A 19,853-nucleotide genomic window follows, 5' to 3' on the forward strand; every position below is an offset into this window, starting at 1 on the left:
GACCGCGGCGCGACAAAATCCGTCACACCCAGGGCACCATCCCGCGCTAAAATCGCCGTCCCGGTTCGGCATGTCGCCGAACCGAACGTTTTTGCCACCACCATGCTCAATTTCAAAAACATCGCGATACGCCGCGGCAGCCGCCAACTGTTTAACGGGGCGTCCTTTACCATTCATAAAGGCCAGAAAATCGGTTTGACCGGAGCCAACGGCGCCGGCAAATCCAGCCTGTTCGCCTTGTTGCGCGGCGAATTGCACGCCGACGAAGGCGAGTTTTCGCTGCCGCCGAATCTGGAGATCGCCCATGTCGCCCAGGAAACCCCGGCACTGTCCTGTTCGGCAATCGATTACGTGCTGGACGGCGACCAGGCCTTGCGCCGGTTGCAGGCCCAGTTGGCTGCGGCGGAGCAGGCGCACGACGGTTTGAAACTGGCGGAATTGCATGCGGCCCTGGAACACGCCGGCGGCTATACCGCCCAGGCTCGCGCCTCGCGGCTGCTGAACGGCTTGGGTTTTACCAGCGAGCAGGAAGCCCGGCCGGTCAGTTCGTTTTCCGGCGGTTGGCGGATGCGTTTGAATCTGGCGCAAGCCTTGATGTGCCGCTCCGACGTGTTGCTGCTGGACGAGCCGACCAACCATTTGGATCTGGACGCGGTGATTTACTTGCAGGATTGGCTGGTCAAATATCCCGGTACGCTGTTGCTGATTTCGCACGACCGCGATTTTCTGGATGCGATCACCGACCACATCGTCCATATCGAACAAGGCAAGGCCGAGATTTATACCGGCAACTATTCCGACTTCGAGCGGATGCGGGCCGAGAAATTGGCGCAGCAACAATCCGCCTTCGAAAAGCAGCAGCGCGAGATTGCCCACATCCAAAGCTTCATCGACCGCTTCAAGGCCAAGGCCACCAAGGCTCGTCAGGCGCAAAGCCGGATCAAGGCGCTGGAGCGGATGGAAATCATCGCCCAGGCCCACGTCGATTCGCCGTTCGGTTTCGCTTTTCCGCCGCCGAAACGGATGCCGAATCCGCTGCTGAAAATCGAAGAAGCCGACATCGGTTACGGCGACAAGGTCGTGGTCAAAAATGCCAGCCTGTCGATTTCGCCCGGCGACCGCATCGGCCTGCTCGGTCCCAACGGCTCCGGCAAGTCCAGTTTAATCAAAGTTTTATCCGGGCAAATGCCGCCATTGGCTGGTAAGCTGCAGAGCGCCCAGGATTTGAATATCGGTTATTTCGCCCAGCATCAGCTCGAATTGTTGCGGCTGGACGAAAGCCCGCTGTGGCATTTGCAGCAACTGGACAAGCAGGCTACCGAGAAGGATTTGCGCAATTTCCTGGGCGGTTTCGATTTTCGCGGCGACAAGGTCAACGAGCCGGTCGGGCCGTTTTCCGGCGGCGAAAAAGCCCGGCTGGTGTTGGCGACGCTGGTGTACCAGAATCCCAATCTATTGCTGCTGGACGAACCGACCAACCACCTGGATCTGGAAATGCGCCACGCCTTGAGCGTGGCCTTGCAGGAATACCAGGGTGCGCTGGTTGTGGTGTCCCACGATAGGCACTTGTTGCGTTCGGTCACCGACCAGTTGCTGTTGGTGGCCGGCGGCAGATTGCAGCCTTTCGACGGCGATCTGGACGATTACAAGCAATGGCTGGCCGAGCAGAAAAAAGGCGACGACGCGGCCGCCGGCGCGGATTCGGCCAATAACGTGTCGCGCAAGGACCAGCGCAAACAGGATGCCGAACGCCGCCAACGCTTGAAGCCGCTGCTGGATGCGGTCAAAGCCGCCGAAGCCGCGGTGGAGAAGTTTCACCAGCAACAACGGGATCTGGAAGAACTGCTGGCGGACCCGGCGATTTACGCCGAACAATATAAGGAACAACTGAAACAGCTACTAAGCCGCAAAAGCCAGATCGACAGCGCACTGGAACAAGCCGAGATGGATTGGCTGGCCGCGGAGGAAAACCTACAACAAGCGGAGTGACCATGTATCAACTGATCGTGTTGTTTTTCGAGATTACCATCCTGCGCAAAGGCCCGCAGGATGTGCCGGCCGCTCCGGTGGTGTACCGGCTGGTGTTCGTGCCGTATATCGGCGTGAATCTGTTGGTTCTGCTGTTGGACGGCTCCTGGAACAAGGCCATTGCCCAAATCGCGGTGGAAACGGCCTTGCTGGTCGGGTTTTGTTATCCGCTGCTGTATTTTGCCGGCAAAACCGCCCGGTTTCCGCAGACCTTCACCGCCTTGCTCGGTACCGACGCCATAATCAGCTTATGCGCGATTCCGGCCGTAGCCAGCCTGCAAACCCAGATCGGCGATTTCGCCTTCATCGCGGTGATGGGCATGATGCTCTGGCATTGGCTGGTCAACGGCCACATCTTCCGCAATGCGCTGGACCGGCCCTTCCTTTTCGGTTTGGCCTTGGCGTTTTTATATATACTGATTTCCTCGCAAGTTATGACCTTATTATTCGCCGGCCCCGCCGCCGATTAACCTGGAGCGCATTTATGACTCTGTACAAACACATCTTGCTGGCTGCCGACTTTTTCGAACACGGCGGCCAAGTCGCGGAAAAAGCCAAACGGATTGCCGAGCAAAACCAGGCCCAGCTCAGTCTGGTGCATGTGGTCGACAACCTGCCGATTACCGATCCGGCCTACGGGCCGATGATTCCGTTCGACGTCGATTTGACCCAGGAACTGATCGAAGCCACCAAAAAACGCCTGGCCGAGCTGGGCCAGAAACTGGAGGTACCGGTCGAGCGGCAATGGCTGGAGATGGGCAGCCCGAAATTGGAAATCGTCCGCGTCGCCGAAGAACGCCAGGTCGATCTGATCGTGGTCGGCTCGCACGGCCGCCATGGCCTGGCCTTGTTGCTGGGTTCCACCGCCAACGGCGTGTTGCACCACGCCAAATGCGACGTGCTGGCGGTGCGCCTGGCCGATGATTGAGTTGGTGCTGGGCGGCGCCCGTTCCGGCAAGAGCCGCTACGCCGAGCAACAGGCCTTGGCCAGCGGCCTGCCGGTGGTTTATCTTGCTACCGCCGAAGCCGGCGACGGCGAAATGAGTGCGCGCATCGCCCACCACCGGCAGCGCCGGCCGGCAGAATGGACGACGCTGGAAGAGCCGGTCGCGTTGGCCGAAGCCATTACCGCACAGACCGGCCGCGGCCAATGCCTGTTGGTGGATTGCCTGACGCTGTGGTTATGTAACGTACTGTTCGACAAGCAAGGCAATCTGCACGAGGATCGTTTTCGCCGCCACAGCGCAGCGCTGTTCGACGCCCTCGACGCCAGCGGCGAACGCATCATCCTGGTCAGCAACGAAGTCGGTATGGGTGTGGTGGCTGCCGATGCGATGACGCGCCGCTTCGTCGACGAAGCCGGCTTCCTGCACCAAAAACTGGCGCAACTCTGCGACAAAGTGGTACTGGTTACGGCCGGTCTGCCGCAAATTCTGAAACACGTTTAATCCCGCCGATGAATTGGATCTTCGAGCCGATTGCCGCGCCCGCGGCCGACTATTACCTGAAAGCCCAGCAACGCCAACAGCAATTGACCAAGCCGCCCGGTTCGCTGGGCGTCCTGGAGGAATGCGCCGCCCGCTTGGCGGCGATGCAACGCAGCGCAGCGCCGGGCATCGACCGTATCTATATCAGCGTATTTGCCGCCGACCACGGTATCGCCGAAGAGGGCGTATCGGCGTTTCCGCAAGCGGTGACCGTGGAAATGGTGAAAAACTTCGCCGCCGGCGGTGCTGCGGTCAACGTGCTGGCCCGGCATATCGGCGCGCATTTCGAAGTGGTCGATGCCGGCTTGCGCCAGCCGGTGGCGCTGCCGAACGTGATTGCCGACCGCGCCGGCGCCGGCACGGCCAATTTCGCGCACGGCCCGGCGATGGCCGCCGCACAACTGGAATTTGCGCTGGCCGCCGGCCGCCGCGCGATTGCCCGCGCGCTGGACCACGCGGCGCAGTTGTTCGTCGGCGGCGAAATGGGCATCGCCAATACCACCAGCGCCAGCGCCTTGGCGGCGGCCTGTCTGCAACTGCCGGCGAGCGAGATTACCGGCGCCGGTACCGGTCTGCTGCCCGAGCAAATCGACCGTAAAGCCGCGGTGATCGCGGCCGCGCTGCAAAGCCACCGCCCGCGATTGGATACGCCGCTGGCCATCCTGCAAACTTTGGGCGGCTTCGAGATTGCGGCGCTGGCCGGCGCCTATATCGCCGCCGCGCAGCAGGGTTTGCCGGTCCTGGTCGACGGCTTTATCAGCAGCGTCGCCGCCTTGCTGGCGGCGCGGATCAATCCGGGCTGCGCAGCCTGGTTTTTCTTCGGCCATTGCTCGGCGGAAAAGGGTCACAGCCGGGTGTTGCAGGCGCTCAACGCCCGGCCGCTGTTGACGATGGACATGCGTTTGGGCGAGGGCAGCGGCGCGGCGTTGGCGGTGCCTATGCTGCAAATGGCCTGCCGGCTGCATAACGAAATGGCTACCTTTGCCGAAGCCGGAGTGTCCCAGGGCTGAGAACCGGCAACGGTTGCGGACGATGGCAGGCCATGGCGCTTTCCCGTATCATGGCCGGCGCTGCGCACACCCGCTTCGATCCGGCGCGGCACCATAATAAAAGCAACTCAAACCACTGCGGATTAGCCATGCTAGGACATATCGAGAGTTACGACGAAAGATGCCAAACCGGCGTCATCAAATACCAAAACCAGTTTTACGAATTCCATATTGACCAGTGGACCTCGCAAGAGCCGCCTAAATCCGGCGACGACGTCGATTTCGACCATGATGACGGCAAAGTCAGTGAAGTCAGCCCGGTCGGCGCCTACCTGATGGAAGTCAAGCCGGTGAAGAGCCGGATGCTGGCGGCCTTGCTGGGCATTGCCTTCGGTGCGATCGGTTTGCACCGGATTTATCTGGGTTTTTATATGCTGGGCTTGCTGCAAACCCTGGTCACGTTAGGTACCGGCGGTTTCGGCGTGATGTGGGGCTTTATCGAAGGCGTGCTGATTTTTACCGGCCATATCGATAAAGACGCCAAGGGCCGCCATTTGAAATAACCGTGCAGGCATTTTGGCTGGCGTTACAGTTTTTGACCCGCATTCCGGTCCCGGATACCGGGCCGGCCGCGCCGCGCCGGTTGGGCCAATCCGCGCTGTATTATCCGGCGGTCGGCCTGCTGGTCGGCTTACTACTGGCGCTGCTGGCGGCGGCGCTGGCCGGCGGCCCGCACCTGGTCGGCGCCGCGCTGGTGCTGGCCGCTTGGGTGTTAGTGACCGGCGGCTTACATCTGGACGGATTGGCCGATTGCGCCGACGCCTGGGTCGGCGGTTACGGCGACCGCGAGCGCAGCTTGCGGATCATGAAAGACCCCAGCTCCGGCCCGATTGCGGTTTGCGTCTTGCTATTGCTGTTGCTGCTGAAGTTCGCGGCGATCGAGGCGATGCTGGCCGAACAACGCTATGCGCCGTTGCTGTTGGCGCCGGTATTGGGCCGGGCGGCGATCTTGCTATTGATGTGTAGCACTGCTTACGTCAACCCGCACGGTCTGGCCGCCAAACTGCTGGAGCAGTTTCCGGCGGACGCGGCGCGCTGGCCTATCGCGGCGAGCGCGGTATTGGGCTGGGCAGTATTGGGTTGGCCGCCGTTATTGGCCGCCGGCCTAGTGCTGGTTTGGCTGCGCCGCAGCGCCATCGCTCGCGTGGGCGGCTGCACCGGCGACGTTTACGGCGCCGCGGTGGAATTGGTGGAAACCGCAGTCATCACCGCCGCCGCATTCCAATGAAGCCGTCGCCTTACCGCTTTGCCGAGCCGGAACTGAACGGCGTTTACCGCGCGATTGCCGAACGCCGCGACATGCGCCATTTCCTGAACCTTCCGGTCGATCCGCAAATCTTGGCGCGCTTGTTACAGGCCGCGCATCAGGCCGGCAGCGTCGGCCTGATGCAACCATGGCGGTTTTTACGCATCAGCGACCGCGAACTGCGCCGGCAGATCCATGATCTGGTCGAAGCCGAACGCCGCGCTACCGCCGAAGCGTTAGCGGAACGTCACGACGAATTCATGAAACTGAAAGTGGAAGGCATCCTCGACTGCGGCGAATTATTGGTGGTTGCGTTGCCGGACCGGCGCGAACGCCATATTTTCGGCCGGCGCACGCTGCCGGAAATGGATTTGGCCTCGGCCGCCTGCGCGATCCAGAACCTGTGGCTGGCGGCCCGCGCCGAAGGCCTGGGCCTGGGCTGGGTATCGCTGTTCGAGCCCGACGCGCTGGCAACATTATTGAACATGCCGGCCGGCAGCCGGCCGATTGCGATTCTGTGCCTGGGCCACGTCGCCGAGTTTTACCCGAAACCGATGCTGGAATTGGAAAATTGGGCCGCACCGCAGCCGCTGTCGGCGTTCGTCTACGAAAACACCTGGCCCGATGAAACCTAGCGCGCCGTTCCCGGCCTTGATGGTGCAGGGCGCCACGTCCGACGCCGGCAAAAGCACTTTGGTGACCGCTCTGTGCCGTTACTACCGGCGCCAGGGCATCAGCGTGGCGCCGTTCAAGCCGCAAAACATGGCCTTGAACAGCGCCGTGACGGTAGACGGCGGCGAAATCGGCCGGGCCCAGGCGGCGCAGGCTGCCGCCTGCGGCCTGGAGCCGCACAGCGACATGAATCCGGTGTTGTTGAAGCCCAATTCCGATACCACAGCCCAAGTCGTCATCCACGGCAAGGTCTTGCAAAACCAGTCGGCGGCCCAGTACCACGACTATAAAAAAGTGGCGAAACAAGCGGTGCTGGAGTCGTGGCGGCGCCTGACCGCGCAATACTCGATGGTCGTGGTCGAAGGTGCCGGCAGCCCGGCCGAAATCAATTTGCGCGCCGGCGACATCGCCAACATGGGCTTTGCCGAAGCGGTGGATTGTCCGGTGATTCTGATCGCCGACATCGACCGCGGCGGTGTGTTCGCCCATCTGGTCGGTACGTTGGAATTGCTGTCCGCCAGCGAACGGCGGCGGGTGGTGGGCTTCGTCATCAACCGCTTCCGCGGCGATATCGCTTTGCTGCAATCCGGGCTGGATTGGCTGGAAGCCAAAACCGGCAAGCCGGTGCTGGCCGTGCTGCCGTATCTGCACGATCTGTATCTGGAAGCTGAGGATGCGCTGTCCACCAGTCATGCCTGCAGTGCAAATAACGCTGCATTTCATATCGTCGTGCCGCATCTGCCCAGTTTCAGCAACCATACCGATTTCGATCCGTTGCAATTGCATCCCGGCGTTCAGGTCAGTTTTGCCAAGCGGCCGGAACAGGTCGCCGGCGCCGACCTGATCGTGCTGCCAGGCAGCAAAGCGGTGCGCAGCGATCTGGCGCAACTGCGCGAGCGCGGCTGGGACAGCTTCATTCGCCGCCATCTGCGATACGGCGGCAAGTTGCTGGGCATTTGCGGCGGGTTCCAGATGCTGGGTCAGGTGATCGCCGACCCGCTCGGCCTGGAAGGCGCCCCCGGCCAAGCCGAGGGCTTGGGACTGTTGGATATGGCGACCGAACTGCAAGCGGAGAAATGCCTGAAACGCACGGCCGGGAGGTTTTACCGGCAGAGCACGCCGGTGGCCGGCTATGAAATCCATCTGGGGCTGAGCTCCGGTCCGGCTTTGTCGCAGCCCCTGTTCGAATTAGCCGACGGCCCGGACGGCGCGGTTGCCGCCGACGGCCAGGTCGCCGGCAGCTATCTGCACGGCTTGTTCGACTTGCCGGAAGCCTGCGACGCCCTGCTGGTCTGGGCCGGTTACCGCGCCGAATCCGCCGTCGATTTCAATGCGCTGCGCGAGGCCGGCATCGAGCGTCTGGCTGACTGTTTGGCCGAGCACTGCGACTTCGCCAAGCTGGAAGCCGGCGTTCGCCGGTTCCGCTCAGAACAATAACTCGCAGTGCTCCAGTAACTGGACGATCTCCAGATTCACTTCCAGTAGCTTTTTAAACTGCTCGCCGGCTTCCGCGGCGCGGCCCTCTTGCCGGCTGCGCCACATCAGTTGCGCCAGCCGGTGTTGTTGTTCCTGCGCGCTTTCCAGGCGCTCCAAGATTTGCCGGTCGACGCTGCGTTCGCTTTTCTGCCGCTCCAGCCAGCGGCCCAGATGCGACTTTTTCGCCGTCGCAACCGGCCAGCGCGGTTGGGTTTCGATGTTGTCGCCATGCAGGCACTGCTCCAGCCGGCGCAGCCAATATTGCTGTTGCAATTTCAGCAATTCCAGCTGGCCGTGCCAGGCGTTGCGCTCGGTTTTGGCGCTACGGTTCCAGGCCGGCGGATGGCGGTAGTTGGCGACCCAGCCCAACACCGCGTCGGCCGGCATCGGCCGGGCAATGCCGTAACCTTGGGCGATGCAGCAGCCCAAATCGATCAGAAACACGCCGTGCTCCAAATCTTCGACGCCTTCGGCCACCGCCTCGCGTTTAAAGGCTTTGGCGAGGGCGATCACGCTCTCGACGATGGCCATGTCGTCCGGATCGTCGATCATATCGCGGACGAAGCTCTGGTCGATTTTGACGGTGTTGATGGTCAGATGGCGCAGATGGGCCAGCGACGAATAGCCGGTGCCGAAATCGTCCAGCGCGCACGGCACGCCCAGTTCGTGGTAGCACTGCTTCAACACCTCGCCGACCGAAATCAAATCCTCCAACACGCTGCTTTCCAGAACTTCCAGTTCCAGTTGCCGCGACGATATCTGCGGGAATTCGGCCAGCAGCGTCTCCAGCGTCTTGATGAAATCCGGCCATTGCAAATGCCGCGGCGAGATGTTGACGCTGATTTGCTGGTTCAGCCCCTGTTCGCGCCAACTTTGCAATTGCAGAAAGGCCTGGCGCAACACCCAGTTGCTGACGTCGATTTCCAGCGGCGTGTTTTCGATGATCGGCAGGAATTCGGCCGGCGGCAACAGGCCGCGCTCCGGGTGGCGCCAGCGGATCAGCGCTTCCATGCCGACGATCTCGCCCGATTTTAAATTGACCTTGGGCTGGTAATACAGGCGAAGCTGGTTTTGCGCCAACGCCTGGCCCACTTCGGCCAGAGCCTGTTCCAGCCGGCTCGGACGCTGGCTGGAGACGTTGCTCGGCTGCGCCAGATGTTCGTAAAGTTTGAAGCGGTTGCGGCCGTCGAGTTTGGCCTGGTACATGGCCTGGTCGGCGTGGCGCAGCAGAATGTCCGGGTCTTCCCGATCCAGCGGGTAAATCGTCACGCCGCTGCTGGCGGCGATGCGGACGTGGCGTTCCGCTAATTCGAACGGCTCGGCCAAGGCCTGGTGGATCCGGCTCAGCGTGTCTTCGCATTGCTGGATAGACTGTATATTCTCGAACAGCAAGGCGAATTCGTCGCCGCCCAGGCGGCACACCGTGTCGCCCTCGCGCAGATTCATTTTGATGCGTTTGGCCACCTCGACCAACAACTGGTCGCCGGTTTCGTGGCCGAAATGGTCGTTGACCTGCTTGAAACCGTCCAAATCCAGATAACACAATGCCAGCAGCGACTCGGCGCGCTTGCTGTGGGCGATGGCCTGGGCGAAGCGGTCGGCAAACAGCGCCCGGTTCGGCAATTGGGTCAACGGATCGAAATGCGCCAGCACCTCGAGTTCCTGCTGCTGCTTTTTGGTCTCGGTGATGTCGGAAAACAAGCCGATGTAATTGATGACGGCGCCGGATTCGTCGCGTAGCGCCGAGATGGTCAGCAACTCGGCGTACAGTTCGCCGTTCTTGCGCCGGTTCCAGATTTCGCCGCGCCAGTGCCCGCTCTGGCCCAGGGTTTGCCACATCTGCGTATAAAATTCGTTGGACTGGCGGCCGGATTTCAGAAACCGCGGATTTTGGCCGACCGCTTCGTCGCGGCTATAGCCGGTGATTTCGCTGAAGGCGGTATTGACGTCGATGATCAGCGCGTCGACGCCGGTAATCATGATTCCCTCGTGGGCGTCGGAAAATACCCGCGCCGACAGCCGCAGCTTTTCCTCGGCTTTTTTGCGCTCGCTGATATCGTGGACGATGCCGCGCATCCGCACCGGCTTGCCGGAGGCGTCGCGTTCGGCCTGGCCGACCGAGCGCATCCAGCGCCGCTCGCCGCCGGTAGTTTGAATCCGGTATTCGACCTCGTATTTGGCGCCGGTTTCGATATGGCGCCGCGTCGCTTCCAACAGTAACGGCCGGTCTTCCGGGTAAACCACGGCCAGAAAATCGGCCCAGGTATGGATGTCTTTGGCCGGAAAGCCCAGTTCTGCGGTGACGATTTCGGACCAGAACTGGCGGTTGGTTTGCAAATCCGACTCCCAGGTGCCGATGCCGCCGTAGATTTGGCTGATGCGGAACCGCTCTTCGCTTTGCTTCAGCGCCAGCTCGGTCCGCTTGCGTTCGGTAATGTCCTGCATCAGCACGACGAAACGGTCGTGGCCGGCCTTGTAGCTGTCGATCGCATACCAGCGGTCGATTTGGGCCACATGGTTTTCGAAGCGTTTCGGTTCGCCGCTGGTGTCGAGGTCGTCGAAGCTGCCGATCCAGGCCGCTTCGGTATGCGGCAACACCTGCTTGACGGTCTTACCGATCCAGTTTTCGCGGCCCAGCCCGGTCATTTTTTCGAAGGCCGGATTGATATCCAGATAACGATAGTCGACGATCTTGCCGCCGGGGTCGCGAATCACCTGATGCAGCGCAAAACCCAACGACATATTGGTGTACAAGCGCGCCAGATCGGCTTCGCTGGACTTGCGGGCCCGAATCTCGCGGCGTAAGCGGTACACCCAGTAGACGCAGAACAGCAAGACCAGCAGCAAGGCCAGCGCCGGCCTGGCCAGCGCTTTGACGTCGAGGCCGGCATCGGCTTGCATGCTCAGCCACCGGTTGGTGATTGTCTCGCGCTGGGCCGGGTCGATCGCCGCCAACGCTTTTTCAAGCAAACTCAGCAATTCGGGATGCGCCTTGGCTACTGCCAGCCGGCTTTCGCTGATATAACCGGTTTGGCCGACGATGCGTAGATTGGCCAAATCCAACTGCTTGATCGCATAACTGGCGGACGCTGCGTCGCCGATGTAAGCGTCGACTTTGCCTTCGGCCAGCAGCCGCAAACAATCCTGCACCGATGCGGTGACGGTCAACTGCAATTCGGGGTAGTCGCGGCTCAGCAATTCCTGGACGAAATAGCCTTGTTCCACAGCCACCCGGCGTCCGGACAACATCTGCAGTGAGCTGATGTAGGTACTGGATTTATTGCCGATAATGACCGCCGGCATCGAGACGTAGGGCTCGGTGAAATTCAAGTATTGTTCGCGGTCCGGCGTTTTTACCGCGGCGCCGATCATGTCCAGCTCGCCGCGCTTGGCCATATCCAGCACTTCCTGCCAGGATTTGTTTGGCACCGGCACGAACTTGATGCCCAGGCGCGCTTCCAGCAGCTTCAGAAATTCGGGAATCGCACCGATGTAACGGCCTTCGGCATCCAGTTTTTCGTAGGGCATGAAGTTGGGGTCCACGCCGAGCCGAATCGTCGGATGGGCCTGCAACCATTGCCGTTCCGCTTCGGTGATGGCGATACCGTTCAAGCGGCCGCCGCTCTGGATGAAACCGTCTAATTCTCTGGCTTTCAACGGCCGGATCAATTTCAGATTAGCGTAAATTTCGGCGACTCGCCGCAGCCGGCCCACCTCGATTTGGCCGAGCGGAATCGTATCGGCTTGAATCCGCTTGCGGGTTTCTTCCGCTTCGAAGCGCAATTGTTCCCGGCTGAGCGTGCTGCGGTATTTGCTGCGGATCAGTTCGATGACTTCATCGGGATGTTCCAGCGCATATTGCCAGCCTTTCAGGCTGGCGCGGCGAAACGCCTCGCTGCGTCCCGGATGGTGGTCCTGCTCGGCGATGGTGGTAAACAGGATGTCGCCGTAGAAATCGATGCCGTAACTTTGCGGCGAAATCAGGTTGAATTTGACGCCTTTCTGCCGCAACAGGAAGGGTTGGTCGGTCACGTAACCGGCCATCACGTCGACTTTATTGCGGATCAAGTCGTCGTTGGAGAAGCTTTGCGCCACTTTTTGAAAACGGCTTTCGTCGAGATTGGCTTCGGCTAACAGGGCGCGGACTTGGGCGTTATTGTCGCCGGCCAGATCGAACATGATGCGCTTGCCCGCCATCTCGTAGGGGCTGAGAATGCCGGAGGATTGCTTGCTGAACAACGCCAGCGCGTCGTGTTGGAAGATGGCGGCCAACGCCACGACAGGCTTGCCGGCGGCATAATGCGCAATCAGGCCGGAGTCGCCGACCCCGTATTCGGCTTGGCCGGAAACGACCTGGTCAACGAAATCTTGCTTGGGGTCGCGTTCGCGGATCTCGACCTGCAAACCTTCGGCGGCGTAGTAACCTTGTTCGAGCGCGGCGTAGTACCCGGCGAATTGAAATTGATGGAACCATTTCAATTGCAACGCTACCGGTTCCGGCGTTGGCCCGGCCGCGAAGGCGACGGCACTGAACGACACGGCGCAAACCGTTGCCAGCCGAATAAAGCTTGTTTTCATGGGGCAGCACGCCGGAACGAAAGTAGGGTTATTCTACATCCAAAAATCAAATGCCCCAGCCGGATTTAGTCGGCGTTGTAGGTCGCGGCAGTAAAGATTGCTTGAAACTTATTCTTGCCGGTATTCGATTTGCGTTGCTGGGTGCTGGCCAGGGCCAGTTTGGCCTCGTTTTGCAATTGGCTGTCGGCAAAATACTGGTTTTTGCGCAACGGCGCTTGTGCCGCTTTACGCAAATATTCTTCGGCTTCGGCGCTACGGTCTTGCTGCAACAAATAGTCGGCGTAGAAATAATTGGCGTCGATGCCGTCCGGGTTGATTTTCAGGCTGGCTTGCAACATTTGCTCGGCCAACTGGTTGTCGCCGAAAGAAATTGGCCAGCCCGGCGCCATGTAATACAGCGTTCCCAGTGTGACGTAGGCGGCTCCGTCCAGCGCTTCCGGCTTTAAGGCAATCGCTTCTTCTAATAGCCTTTTGGCCGTCTTCAAGCTGGACAGCGCCGCCAACGAGGGCTGAAACGCGGCATTGGTGGCAATAATGGTTGCCTGCCAGATTTTCGGTTCCGCAGCGCGCGGGAAACGCCTGCCCAACTCGGCGGCCTTGTCGATCAAACCCGGATAGGCCTTCCGCTGCAGACTCTCGTCGCTTTGGTAATAAACCTTGGCCCACTCGCTTTCCAGGCTATCGATAGCCGCGGCCAAGTCCGAAGCGAAACTCGGTGTCGCGAAAAGTATCAAAAAAACAACAACAGAGGCTCTGCTCATACAGAAAATATAGAGCATTGCAGTCCGCTTTTCAATACGTCCTGTAAATTATTGTTATTTATCCCAATCCTTGAATGGGTTTTTCGCCAAATTATTGTTGTAATAGCGCAAATCGTCGGTCACTTCTTGTCCAAGCCAGGCCGGTTTTGCAAAAGATTCGCCAATTTGCGACAGCTCGATCTCGGCCACGATCAAGCCTTGGTTGTCGCCGAGGAATTCGTCTATCTCCCAAGTATGCGGGTCGCGCCGCACGAAATGGCGGACTTTCTCGATCAGCGGTTTATGACAAAGCTCGGCGAGCAATTGTTCGGCATCCGCCAGCGGAATCTCGTACTCGAATTCCAGGCGATGGGTACCTATCGTCGCGCTTTTAATGTTCAACCAGGCCTGGCTGGCGGAAATTCGCACCCGGATCGAACTGAGCGGGCTGCCGCTCAGATAGCCCTGTTTGTATATAACCGAATCCTCGACTTCGTTACGCCAAGCGTCGTTAGCCAACAAAAATTTGTGTTCCACTTCGAGCGCCATATTGTGTTTCCTCGCGGCAAAAGCGCCATGATAATGGCTAAGAGCGGACTTTTCAGGACTTCGGAACCGAGCCGGGCTTAGCTGCCAGCGTGAGGAGGGGAAACTTGGAAAGGGCAGCGCCGCCGGTTTGCCCGGCAGCGCTTTGCGGATTGAGGCGGTTGCCGATTATTCCGGCGATTCGGTATTGCTGCGGCCGACGCCGAAGCTTTCCAGCAACATCAGGCCCACGCCGATACAAATCGCCGAGTCGGCGATGTTGAACGCCGGCCAATGCCAGTCTTGATAGTAGACATCGAGAAAATCGATCACGTAACCGTAGGCCACCCGGTCGATCAGGTTGCCGACCGCGCCGCCCAGCACCAGCGACAAGGCCCAGGCCATCAGCGTTTCGTGCGATTTCAGCCGATACAGCCAGACGCCGATGATGCCGCTCATCACCACCGCCAAACCGGCGAACAGCCAGCGCTGCCAACCGCCCGCCTGAGCCAGGAAGCTGAACGCCGCGCCGGTATTACGGGCGTAAGTCAGGTTGAAATACGGCAGCAGCGGAATCGACTCGTAGAGTTGCATCGTCGCGTCGATCGCCAATTTGCTGGCCTGGTCCAATACCAACACCAGCGCGGAGACCCACAACCACTTAAGCATACAAGCGAGTCTCGCCGGCACCGGCTACGTTCTCCACGCAACGGCCGCACAGTTCCGGATGCTCCGGATGTTCGCCGATGTCGTAACGCTGGTGCCAGCAACGCACGCATTTTTGTTGTTCCGAGACGCTGACCTTGACCTTCAAGCCGTCGATGTCGGTCGTGACCGCATCGTCCGGGCAGAATTGCATGTCGGAAACGCCGGCGTTCGAAGTAATGAAGACGAAGTGCAGTTCCTTGCCCAATTTGTTCAATTCGGTGGCGTAGACCTCGTCGCAATACAGCTCGACTTCGGCATTCAACGACGCGCCGATCGCGCCGTCCTTGCGCAAACTTTCCAGTTCCTTGGACACCGCCGCGCGCACCGCCATGACTTTGTCCCAAGTGTCGCGGTTGATCGCGGCGTCGGCCTCCAGCGGGAACAGGCCTTGGTACCAGGTTTCCAAAAATACCGACTCGCCGCGTTGGCCGGGAATGACAGACCAGATTTCGTCGGCGGTGTAGCTGGTGATCGGCGCCAGCCAGCGCACCATCGCCTCAATGACGTGGTACATCGCGGTCTGGCCGGAGCGACGCGCCAGGCAGTCTTCCTTGGCGGTGTATTGCCTGTCCTTGACGATGTCCAGATAAAAGCCGCCCAAGTCGATGCTGCAGAAGTTCAGCACTTTTTGGTAAATGACCTGGAATTGGTATTCGTCATAGGCAATCTTGATTTCTTTTTGCAACTGCCAGGCCTTGTCGACCACCCAGCGGTCCAGCGCCAGCAGATCGTTTTTGCCGACCAAATGCTGAGCCGGGTCGAAGCCGTCCAGGTTTGCCAGCAAAAAGCGCGCGGTATTGCGCAAGCGGCGGTAGGCGTCCGAGGTCCGTTTCAGAATCTCGTCGGAGACCGACATTTCGTAGCGGTAGTCGGTGCTTGCCACCCATAGGCGCAACACGTCGGCGCCCAGCGATTTCATCACCGTTTGCGGCAGTACCACGTTGCCCTTGGATTTGGACATTTTCTTGCCCTCGGCGTCGACCGTGAAGCCGTGGGTCAACACTTCTTTATATGGCGCGACATCGTTCATGGCGACGGAAGCCATCAACGACGACTGGAACCAACCGCGGTGCTGGTCCGAGCCTTCCAGATACAGATCGGCCGGAAATTTCAGTTGTTCTCGGCGTTCCAACACGGCGGCATGGGTCACGCCGGAGTCGAACCACACGTCCAGAGTATCGGCGACTTTTTCGTAGTGTTCGGCCTCGGCGCCGAGCAGTTCCGCCGCATCCAGTTCGAACCAGGCGTCGATGCCTTGTTGCTCAATGCGTTGCGCGACCTGTTCGATCAATTCGGCGCTGCGCGGATGCAATTCGCCGGTCTCTTTATGCACGAAGAAGGCGATCGGCACGCCCCAGGTGCGCTGACGGGAAATGCACCAATCCGGGCGATTGGAAATCATCGCTTCGATCCGGGCTTGCCCCCAGTCGGGAATCCAATCGACACGTTTGACTTCGTTCAATGCCGTGTCGCGCAAGCCGTTTTGGTTCATCGAAATAAACCATTGCGGCGTCGCGCGGAAGATGATCGGCGTTTTGTGGCGCCAGCAATGCGGATAGCTATGCAGCAAGGCGTGGTGGTGCAGTAACTTGCCGCGCTCGCGCAGCACGTCCAACACCTTGTCGTTGGCGCTGAATACGTGCTGGCCGGCGAACAATTCGGTGCCGGGCAAAAATACGCCGTTGCTGCCGACCGGATTGTCGACCGGCAAATCGTATTTCATGCCGACCACGTAGTCTTCCTGGCCGTGGCCGGGCGCGGTATGCACGGCGCCGGTACCCGCGTCGGTAGTGACGTGGTCGCCGAGGATGATCGGCACTTGGCGGTCGTAGAACGGATGTTGCAGCAACAAACCTTCCAGCGCGTTGCCCTTGCAATAGCCGACGATGTGGTGCTCGCCGATGCCGTAACGCAATACCGCGTCCTTCAACAGCGCTTCGGCCAACAGCAGGCGTTCGGTTTGGCCGTCGATTTCGCATTGCACGACGGCGTATTCCAGTTCCGGATTCAACGCCACCGCCTGATTGGCGGGCAAGGTCCACGGCGTAGTGGTCCAGATCACCACCGACAGCGGGCCTTGGCCTTCGCGGTCGCCGGCATGGTGGCACTTGGCCATGAAGGCATGCTCGTCGACCACGGCGAAGCGCACGTCTATGGCCGGCGAATGCTTGTCCTCGTATTCGACTTCCGCCTCGGCGAGCGCCGAGCCGCAATCGGTACACCAGTGCACCGGCTTGAAACCCTTGCTCAAATGGCCTTTGGCGGCGATACGGCCCAAGGCGCGGACAATGTCGGCCTCGAACGCGAAATCCATGGTCAGATAGGGATTGTCCCAATCGCCCAGCACGCCGAGGCGGATGAATTCTTCTTTCTGGATGCCGACCTGCTTCTTGGCATAGGCGCGGCATTCCTTGCGGAATTCGGCCGGCGACACTTTAACGCCGGCCTTGCCGACCGACTTTTCCACCATCAATTCGATCGGCAGGCCATGGCAATCCCAACCCGGTACATAGGGCGCGTCGAAACCGGCCAGGGTTTTGGATTTGACGATGATGTCCTTCAGGACTTTATTGACCGCGTGGCCGATGTGGATGGCGCCGTTGGCGTAGGGAGGGCCGTCGTGCAAAATGAATTTGGGCCGGCCGGCGCAAGCTTCGCGAATCTTTTGATACAGCTGGTTTTCGTTCCACTGTTTCAGCATCTCCGGCTCGCGCTGGGCCAGGTTAGCCTTCATTGCAAATTCGGTCTTGGGCAGGTTCAGGGTTTGTTTATAATCGATGGTCATGGTGATTTCTGCGTTGCATTCCGGCGCGCTGTCGCCGGCAACGGCCGCCGAAGCCCAACGCTTGCGCCGATTTGCCGAACGGTTCGATAACGGTAAACGCGCGATTCTAGCACCAACCGGCAAGCGCTATAAAGCGCCGGCTGCGCGAAGCAGAGAGCTGTAATGTTGAGGGAATAGCCTTGCAGGGCCGCCGTCGGCATTTTCGGCGGCGGGCGCAGGCGGCGAAACTCAGGCCCGGTTGCGCAGCCAGTACAGCCCGTACACCGCGCCAATCAGGATGCTGACGCCGATTGCCGCCAGCGGGTGGTCGTATTCGGAGGCGTTTGCCCCGGAGACCGTGTCGAACACCAGCAGATTTGCCGCCCAGGAATGCGCCGGACCGGCCGCCGCAGCCGTTGCGCAAATGCTAAATAACCACCACAGGCTTTTTTTTGGCATGATACCGCTCCCGGTTGAATTTATTGTTATAGTTTTGATTCGCTACCATGTTAGCGGCAAAACCGGGCCGCGCAAACCTTTTTTTCATTCCTGATTTCGGGTGATCCTTATGCATAGAAAACCAGCCCAAACCTCGGTAGAAATTAGCGGCCTGATCGCCGAACGCTGGAGCCCGCGCGCATTTGCCGCCGACCGACCGGTCAGCCGGCGCGACTTGACCGCGTTAATGGAAGCGGCGCGTTGGGCGCCGTCGTGTTTTAACGACCAGCCCTGGCGCTTTATCGTTTGCGACAAATTCAGCGACGGCGAAGCCTGGCAAATCGCGCTGTCCGCCGTTGCCGAAAAAAACCGGTTATGGGCGCACAATGCGCCGGTGTTGTTGCTGGCGGTAGCGATGAATAACTTCAACCACAACGGCAAGCCGAACCGTTGGGCGCCTTACGATACCGGCGCCGCCGCCCTGAGCATCTGTATCCAGGCCACCGCCTTGGGATTGGCGGCCCACCAAATGGGCGGTTTCGATGCCGATCTGGCCCGGCAAAGTTTCGGCCTGCCGGAAGACTGTACGCCGATGGCGATGATCGCGGTCGGCTATCCGGCGGATGCCTCGGTATTGCCCGAGGATTTTCAGGCCGGCGAGCGCGGCGAACGCAGCCGGGCGGCTTTGGAGCAGCGCTTCTATTGCGGACACTGGGGCAAAGCCTTCGATTAATCCGTATTCTTAATATCCAATCCGGCGGTTCGGCATGTTGGCGAAATCTGCAAAAACATCGTATGCGCGCAGCCTGATCGAGGCCAGCCTCGACCCGTTGGTCACGATCAGCGCCGACGGCAAGATCATGGACGTCAACAGCGCCACCGAAAAAGTCACCGGCGTGCCGCGTAAGGAACTGATCGGCAGCGATTTTTCCAACTATTTCACCGATCCGCAAAAAGCCCAGGACGGCTACCGCCTGGCTTTCTCGCAAGGCAAGGTCACCGATTATCCGCTGGCGATCTGCCACGCCTCCGGCAAGATCACCGAAGTTCTATACAACGCCACGGTCTACCGCGACGAAGACGGCAATATCGCCGGCATTTTCGCGGCGGCCCGCGATGTCACGGCCTTGAAAAAAGCCCAGCGCGAACTGGAAGCGGCGATCTTGCATATGCAATTGATCCGGGAAATGACCGATCTGCTGCAAAGCTGCCAGAAAATGGACGAAGCCTATCCGATCATGAAAGCGGCCTTCATGCGCTTGTTTCCGGAGTCCGACGGCGGCCTGTATATGCTGGACGCGGCCGGCAATTCGTTGGTACTGGCAGACTCCTGGGGCGATATCCGACTGGAGGCCGTGTTCAACCCCGACGAGTGCTGGGGCATGCGCCGCGGCCGCATCCATCTTGCCGGCTGCTGCAATTCGATCAATCCGGTCTGCGACCATGTCTGCGCCGATGCCGGCCCCTACCTGTGCATCCCGTTGTTGGCCCACGCCCGCGGCTTGGGATTGATCTATATCGAACCCCGTTTCGCCGACCCGAACGCCGACGGCATCGAGCGGATGCTGTCGATCGCCGAGGCGGCGGCGGACAGTGCCCGCTTGGCGCTGGCCAACCTGACGTTGCGGGAAGAACTGCACGAATTATCGATCCGCGACCCGTTAACCGGTTTGTTCAACCGCCGCTTCCTGGAAGAGGTGCTGGACCGGGAGCTGCTGCGGATGCGGCGGAGCGAGCAAATGCTGGCCGTGGCGATGATCGATATCGACCATTTCAAGATATTCAACGATAACTACGGCCATGACGCCGGCGACGAGGTGTTGAAGAAAACCGGCCATTTGCTGAACGGTTTTCGCGAGGGCAGCGACATCGTCTGCCGCTACGGCGGCGAGGAGTTCGTCGTCGTAACCACCGAAGTCGATCCGCAGAAAATTTTACGCCGTCTGGAAAATTTGCGGCTGGAAGTGGAGCATCTCAGTGTCAAGTTCGGTAACCAACAATTACCCAACTTGAGCGTGTCGATCGGCGTGGCGATTTTTCCGGCTCACGGCAGCAACCGGGTGGAGTTGCTGAACCGGGCCGACCAGGCGCTGTACGTCGCCAAGGAAGCCGGCCGCAACCGGCTGGTCGTGGCCGGTTAGA

At 60.0% G+C, this 19,853-nt stretch carries 17 protein-coding genes; 11 read left to right on the forward strand and 6 right to left on the reverse strand.

Annotation, left to right across the window (positions count from 1 at the left end):
- The first annotated feature begins 102 nt into the window (after positions 1 to 102).
- From MKFW12EY_RS01720 to MKFW12EY_RS01760, 9 genes are all read left to right on the forward strand, one after another.
- On the forward strand, positions 103 to 1,989 hold the full coding sequence (locus MKFW12EY_RS01720; RefSeq protein ID WP_054763674.1) for an ATP-binding cassette domain-containing protein: 1,887 nt from the start codon (positions 103 to 105) through the stop codon (positions 1,987 to 1,989).
- A 2-nt stretch (positions 1,990 to 1,991) separates the two neighbouring features.
- Positions 1,992 to 2,498: a hypothetical protein gene (locus tag MKFW12EY_RS01725; protein WP_054763675.1), complete on the forward strand. Its 507-nt coding sequence runs from the start codon at positions 1,992 to 1,994 to the stop codon at positions 2,496 to 2,498.
- Positions 2,499 to 2,512: 14 nt separating this feature from the next.
- The gene (locus MKFW12EY_RS01730; RefSeq protein WP_054763676.1) at positions 2,513 to 2,956 is read left to right on the forward strand and encodes a universal stress protein; all 444 of its coding nucleotides are present in this window, start codon (positions 2,513 to 2,515) and stop codon (positions 2,954 to 2,956) included.
- A complete protein-coding gene (cobU, locus tag MKFW12EY_RS01735; protein ID WP_054763677.1) occupies positions 2,949 to 3,476 on the forward strand; it encodes a bifunctional adenosylcobinamide kinase/adenosylcobinamide-phosphate guanylyltransferase in 528 nt (175 codons plus the stop codon). Before MKFW12EY_RS01730 ends, cobU begins: the two co-directional genes overlap by 8 nt.
- Before the next feature lie 8 nt (positions 3,477 to 3,484).
- Entirely contained in the window at positions 3,485 to 4,525 is a 1,041-nt protein-coding gene (gene cobT / locus MKFW12EY_RS01740; protein ID WP_221053905.1) for a nicotinate-nucleotide--dimethylbenzimidazole phosphoribosyltransferase, read from the forward strand.
- Positions 4,526 to 4,653: 128 nt separating this feature from the next.
- Positions 4,654 to 5,067 (forward strand): TM2 domain-containing protein, encoded by a 414-nt coding sequence (locus tag MKFW12EY_RS01745; RefSeq protein WP_054763848.1) that lies wholly within the window; start codon positions 4,654 to 4,656, stop codon positions 5,065 to 5,067.
- A gap of 2 nt (positions 5,068 to 5,069) precedes the next feature.
- Entirely contained in the window at positions 5,070 to 5,792 is a 723-nt protein-coding gene (locus MKFW12EY_RS01750; protein WP_221053906.1) for an adenosylcobinamide-GDP ribazoletransferase, read from the forward strand.
- Positions 5,789 to 6,445 carry a 5,6-dimethylbenzimidazole synthase gene (gene bluB / locus MKFW12EY_RS01755; RefSeq protein ID WP_064020251.1) on the forward strand — a complete coding sequence of 219 codons (657 nt, stop codon included), beginning with the start codon at positions 5,789 to 5,791 and terminating at the stop codon, positions 6,443 to 6,445. Before MKFW12EY_RS01750 ends, bluB begins: the two co-directional genes overlap by 4 nt.
- On the forward strand, positions 6,435 to 7,919 hold the full coding sequence (locus MKFW12EY_RS01760) for a cobyric acid synthase (RefSeq protein WP_054762831.1): 1,485 nt from the start codon (positions 6,435 to 6,437) through the stop codon (positions 7,917 to 7,919). The genes bluB and MKFW12EY_RS01760 overlap by 11 nt, the downstream gene beginning before the upstream one ends.
- On the opposite strand, the gene MKFW12EY_RS01765 is transcribed toward MKFW12EY_RS01760, so the two are convergent.
- The 6 genes from MKFW12EY_RS01765 to MKFW12EY_RS01790 form a co-directional block, all read right to left on the reverse strand.
- Complete coding sequence (locus tag MKFW12EY_RS01765) at positions 7,908 to 12,536, reverse strand: EAL domain-containing protein (protein WP_221053907.1); 4,629 nt, start codon at positions 12,534 to 12,536, stop codon at positions 7,908 to 7,910. The two genes, MKFW12EY_RS01760 and MKFW12EY_RS01765, sit on opposite strands and share 12 nt — an antisense overlap.
- Positions 12,537 to 12,601: 65 nt before the next feature.
- Positions 12,602 to 13,234, reverse strand: coding sequence for a tetratricopeptide repeat protein (locus MKFW12EY_RS01770; protein ID WP_245006410.1), 633 nt, complete (start codon positions 13,232 to 13,234; stop codon positions 12,602 to 12,604).
- A 117-nt stretch (positions 13,235 to 13,351) separates the two neighbouring features.
- Positions 13,352 to 13,825 (reverse strand): CYTH domain-containing protein, encoded by a 474-nt coding sequence (locus MKFW12EY_RS01775; RefSeq protein ID WP_054762841.1) that lies wholly within the window; start codon positions 13,823 to 13,825, stop codon positions 13,352 to 13,354.
- Between the two features lie 165 nt (positions 13,826 to 13,990).
- Positions 13,991 to 14,470: a signal peptidase II gene (gene lspA, locus MKFW12EY_RS01780; RefSeq protein ID WP_054762843.1), complete on the reverse strand. Its 480-nt coding sequence runs from the start codon at positions 14,468 to 14,470 to the stop codon at positions 13,991 to 13,993.
- Positions 14,463 to 17,294: an isoleucine--tRNA ligase gene (ileS, locus tag MKFW12EY_RS01785; protein WP_221053908.1), complete on the reverse strand. Its 2,832-nt coding sequence runs from the start codon at positions 17,292 to 17,294 to the stop codon at positions 14,463 to 14,465. Before ileS ends, lspA begins: the two co-directional genes overlap by 8 nt.
- Before the next feature lie 228 nt (positions 17,295 to 17,522).
- On the reverse strand, positions 17,523 to 17,732 hold the full coding sequence (locus tag MKFW12EY_RS01790) for a hypothetical protein (RefSeq protein ID WP_054762846.1): 210 nt from the start codon (positions 17,730 to 17,732) through the stop codon (positions 17,523 to 17,525).
- A 109-nt stretch (positions 17,733 to 17,841) separates the two neighbouring features.
- Between MKFW12EY_RS01790 and MKFW12EY_RS01795 the strand changes: the two genes are divergently transcribed.
- Both MKFW12EY_RS01795 and MKFW12EY_RS01800 read left to right on the forward strand, forming a co-directional pair.
- A complete protein-coding gene (locus tag MKFW12EY_RS01795) occupies positions 17,842 to 18,444 on the forward strand; it encodes a nitroreductase family protein (RefSeq protein ID WP_221053909.1) in 603 nt (200 codons plus the stop codon).
- A gap of 34 nt (positions 18,445 to 18,478) precedes the next feature.
- The gene (locus MKFW12EY_RS01800) at positions 18,479 to 19,852 is read left to right on the forward strand and encodes a sensor domain-containing diguanylate cyclase (RefSeq protein WP_054762848.1); all 1,374 of its coding nucleotides are present in this window, start codon (positions 18,479 to 18,481) and stop codon (positions 19,850 to 19,852) included.
- Position 19,853 lies beyond the last annotated feature (1 nt).

The sequence above is a fragment of the Methylomonas koyamae genome, assembly GCF_019669905.1.
Classification (GTDB): domain Bacteria; phylum Pseudomonadota; class Gammaproteobacteria; order Methylococcales; family Methylomonadaceae; genus Methylomonas; species Methylomonas koyamae.

Coding starts and splice junctions, on each gene's coding strand:
- MKFW12EY_RS01720 (WP_054763674.1), top strand. CDS start 103: ATGCTCAATTTCAAAAACATCGCGATACGCCGCGGCAGCCGCCAACTG.
- MKFW12EY_RS01725 (WP_054763675.1), top strand. CDS start 1,992: ATGTATCAACTGATCGTGTTGTTTTTCGAGATTACCATCCTGCGCAAA.
- MKFW12EY_RS01730 (WP_054763676.1), top strand. CDS start 2,513: ATGACTCTGTACAAACACATCTTGCTGGCTGCCGACTTTTTCGAACAC.
- cobU (WP_054763677.1), top strand. CDS start 2,949: ATGATTGAGTTGGTGCTGGGCGGCGCCCGTTCCGGCAAGAGCCGCTAC.
- cobT (WP_221053905.1), top strand. CDS start 3,485: ATGAATTGGATCTTCGAGCCGATTGCCGCGCCCGCGGCCGACTATTAC.
- MKFW12EY_RS01745 (WP_054763848.1), top strand. CDS start 4,654: ATGCTAGGACATATCGAGAGTTACGACGAAAGATGCCAAACCGGCGTC.
- bluB (WP_064020251.1), top strand. CDS start 5,789: ATGAAGCCGTCGCCTTACCGCTTTGCCGAGCCGGAACTGAACGGCGTT.
- MKFW12EY_RS01760 (WP_054762831.1), top strand. CDS start 6,435: ATGAAACCTAGCGCGCCGTTCCCGGCCTTGATGGTGCAGGGCGCCACG.
- MKFW12EY_RS01765 (WP_221053907.1), bottom strand. CDS start 12,536: ATGAAAACAAGCTTTATTCGGCTGGCAACGGTTTGCGCCGTGTCGTTC.
- MKFW12EY_RS01775 (WP_054762841.1), bottom strand. CDS start 13,825: ATGGCGCTCGAAGTGGAACACAAATTTTTGTTGGCTAACGACGCTTGG.
- lspA (WP_054762843.1), bottom strand. CDS start 14,470: ATGCTTAAGTGGTTGTGGGTCTCCGCGCTGGTGTTGGTATTGGACCAG.
- ileS (WP_221053908.1), bottom strand. CDS start 17,294: ATGACCATCGATTATAAACAAACCCTGAACCTGCCCAAGACCGAATTT.
- MKFW12EY_RS01790 (WP_054762846.1), bottom strand. CDS start 17,732: ATGCCAAAAAAAAGCCTGTGGTGGTTATTTAGCATTTGCGCAACGGCT.
- MKFW12EY_RS01795 (WP_221053909.1), top strand. CDS start 17,842: ATGCATAGAAAACCAGCCCAAACCTCGGTAGAAATTAGCGGCCTGATC.
- MKFW12EY_RS01800 (WP_054762848.1), top strand. CDS start 18,479: ATGTTGGCGAAATCTGCAAAAACATCGTATGCGCGCAGCCTGATCGAG.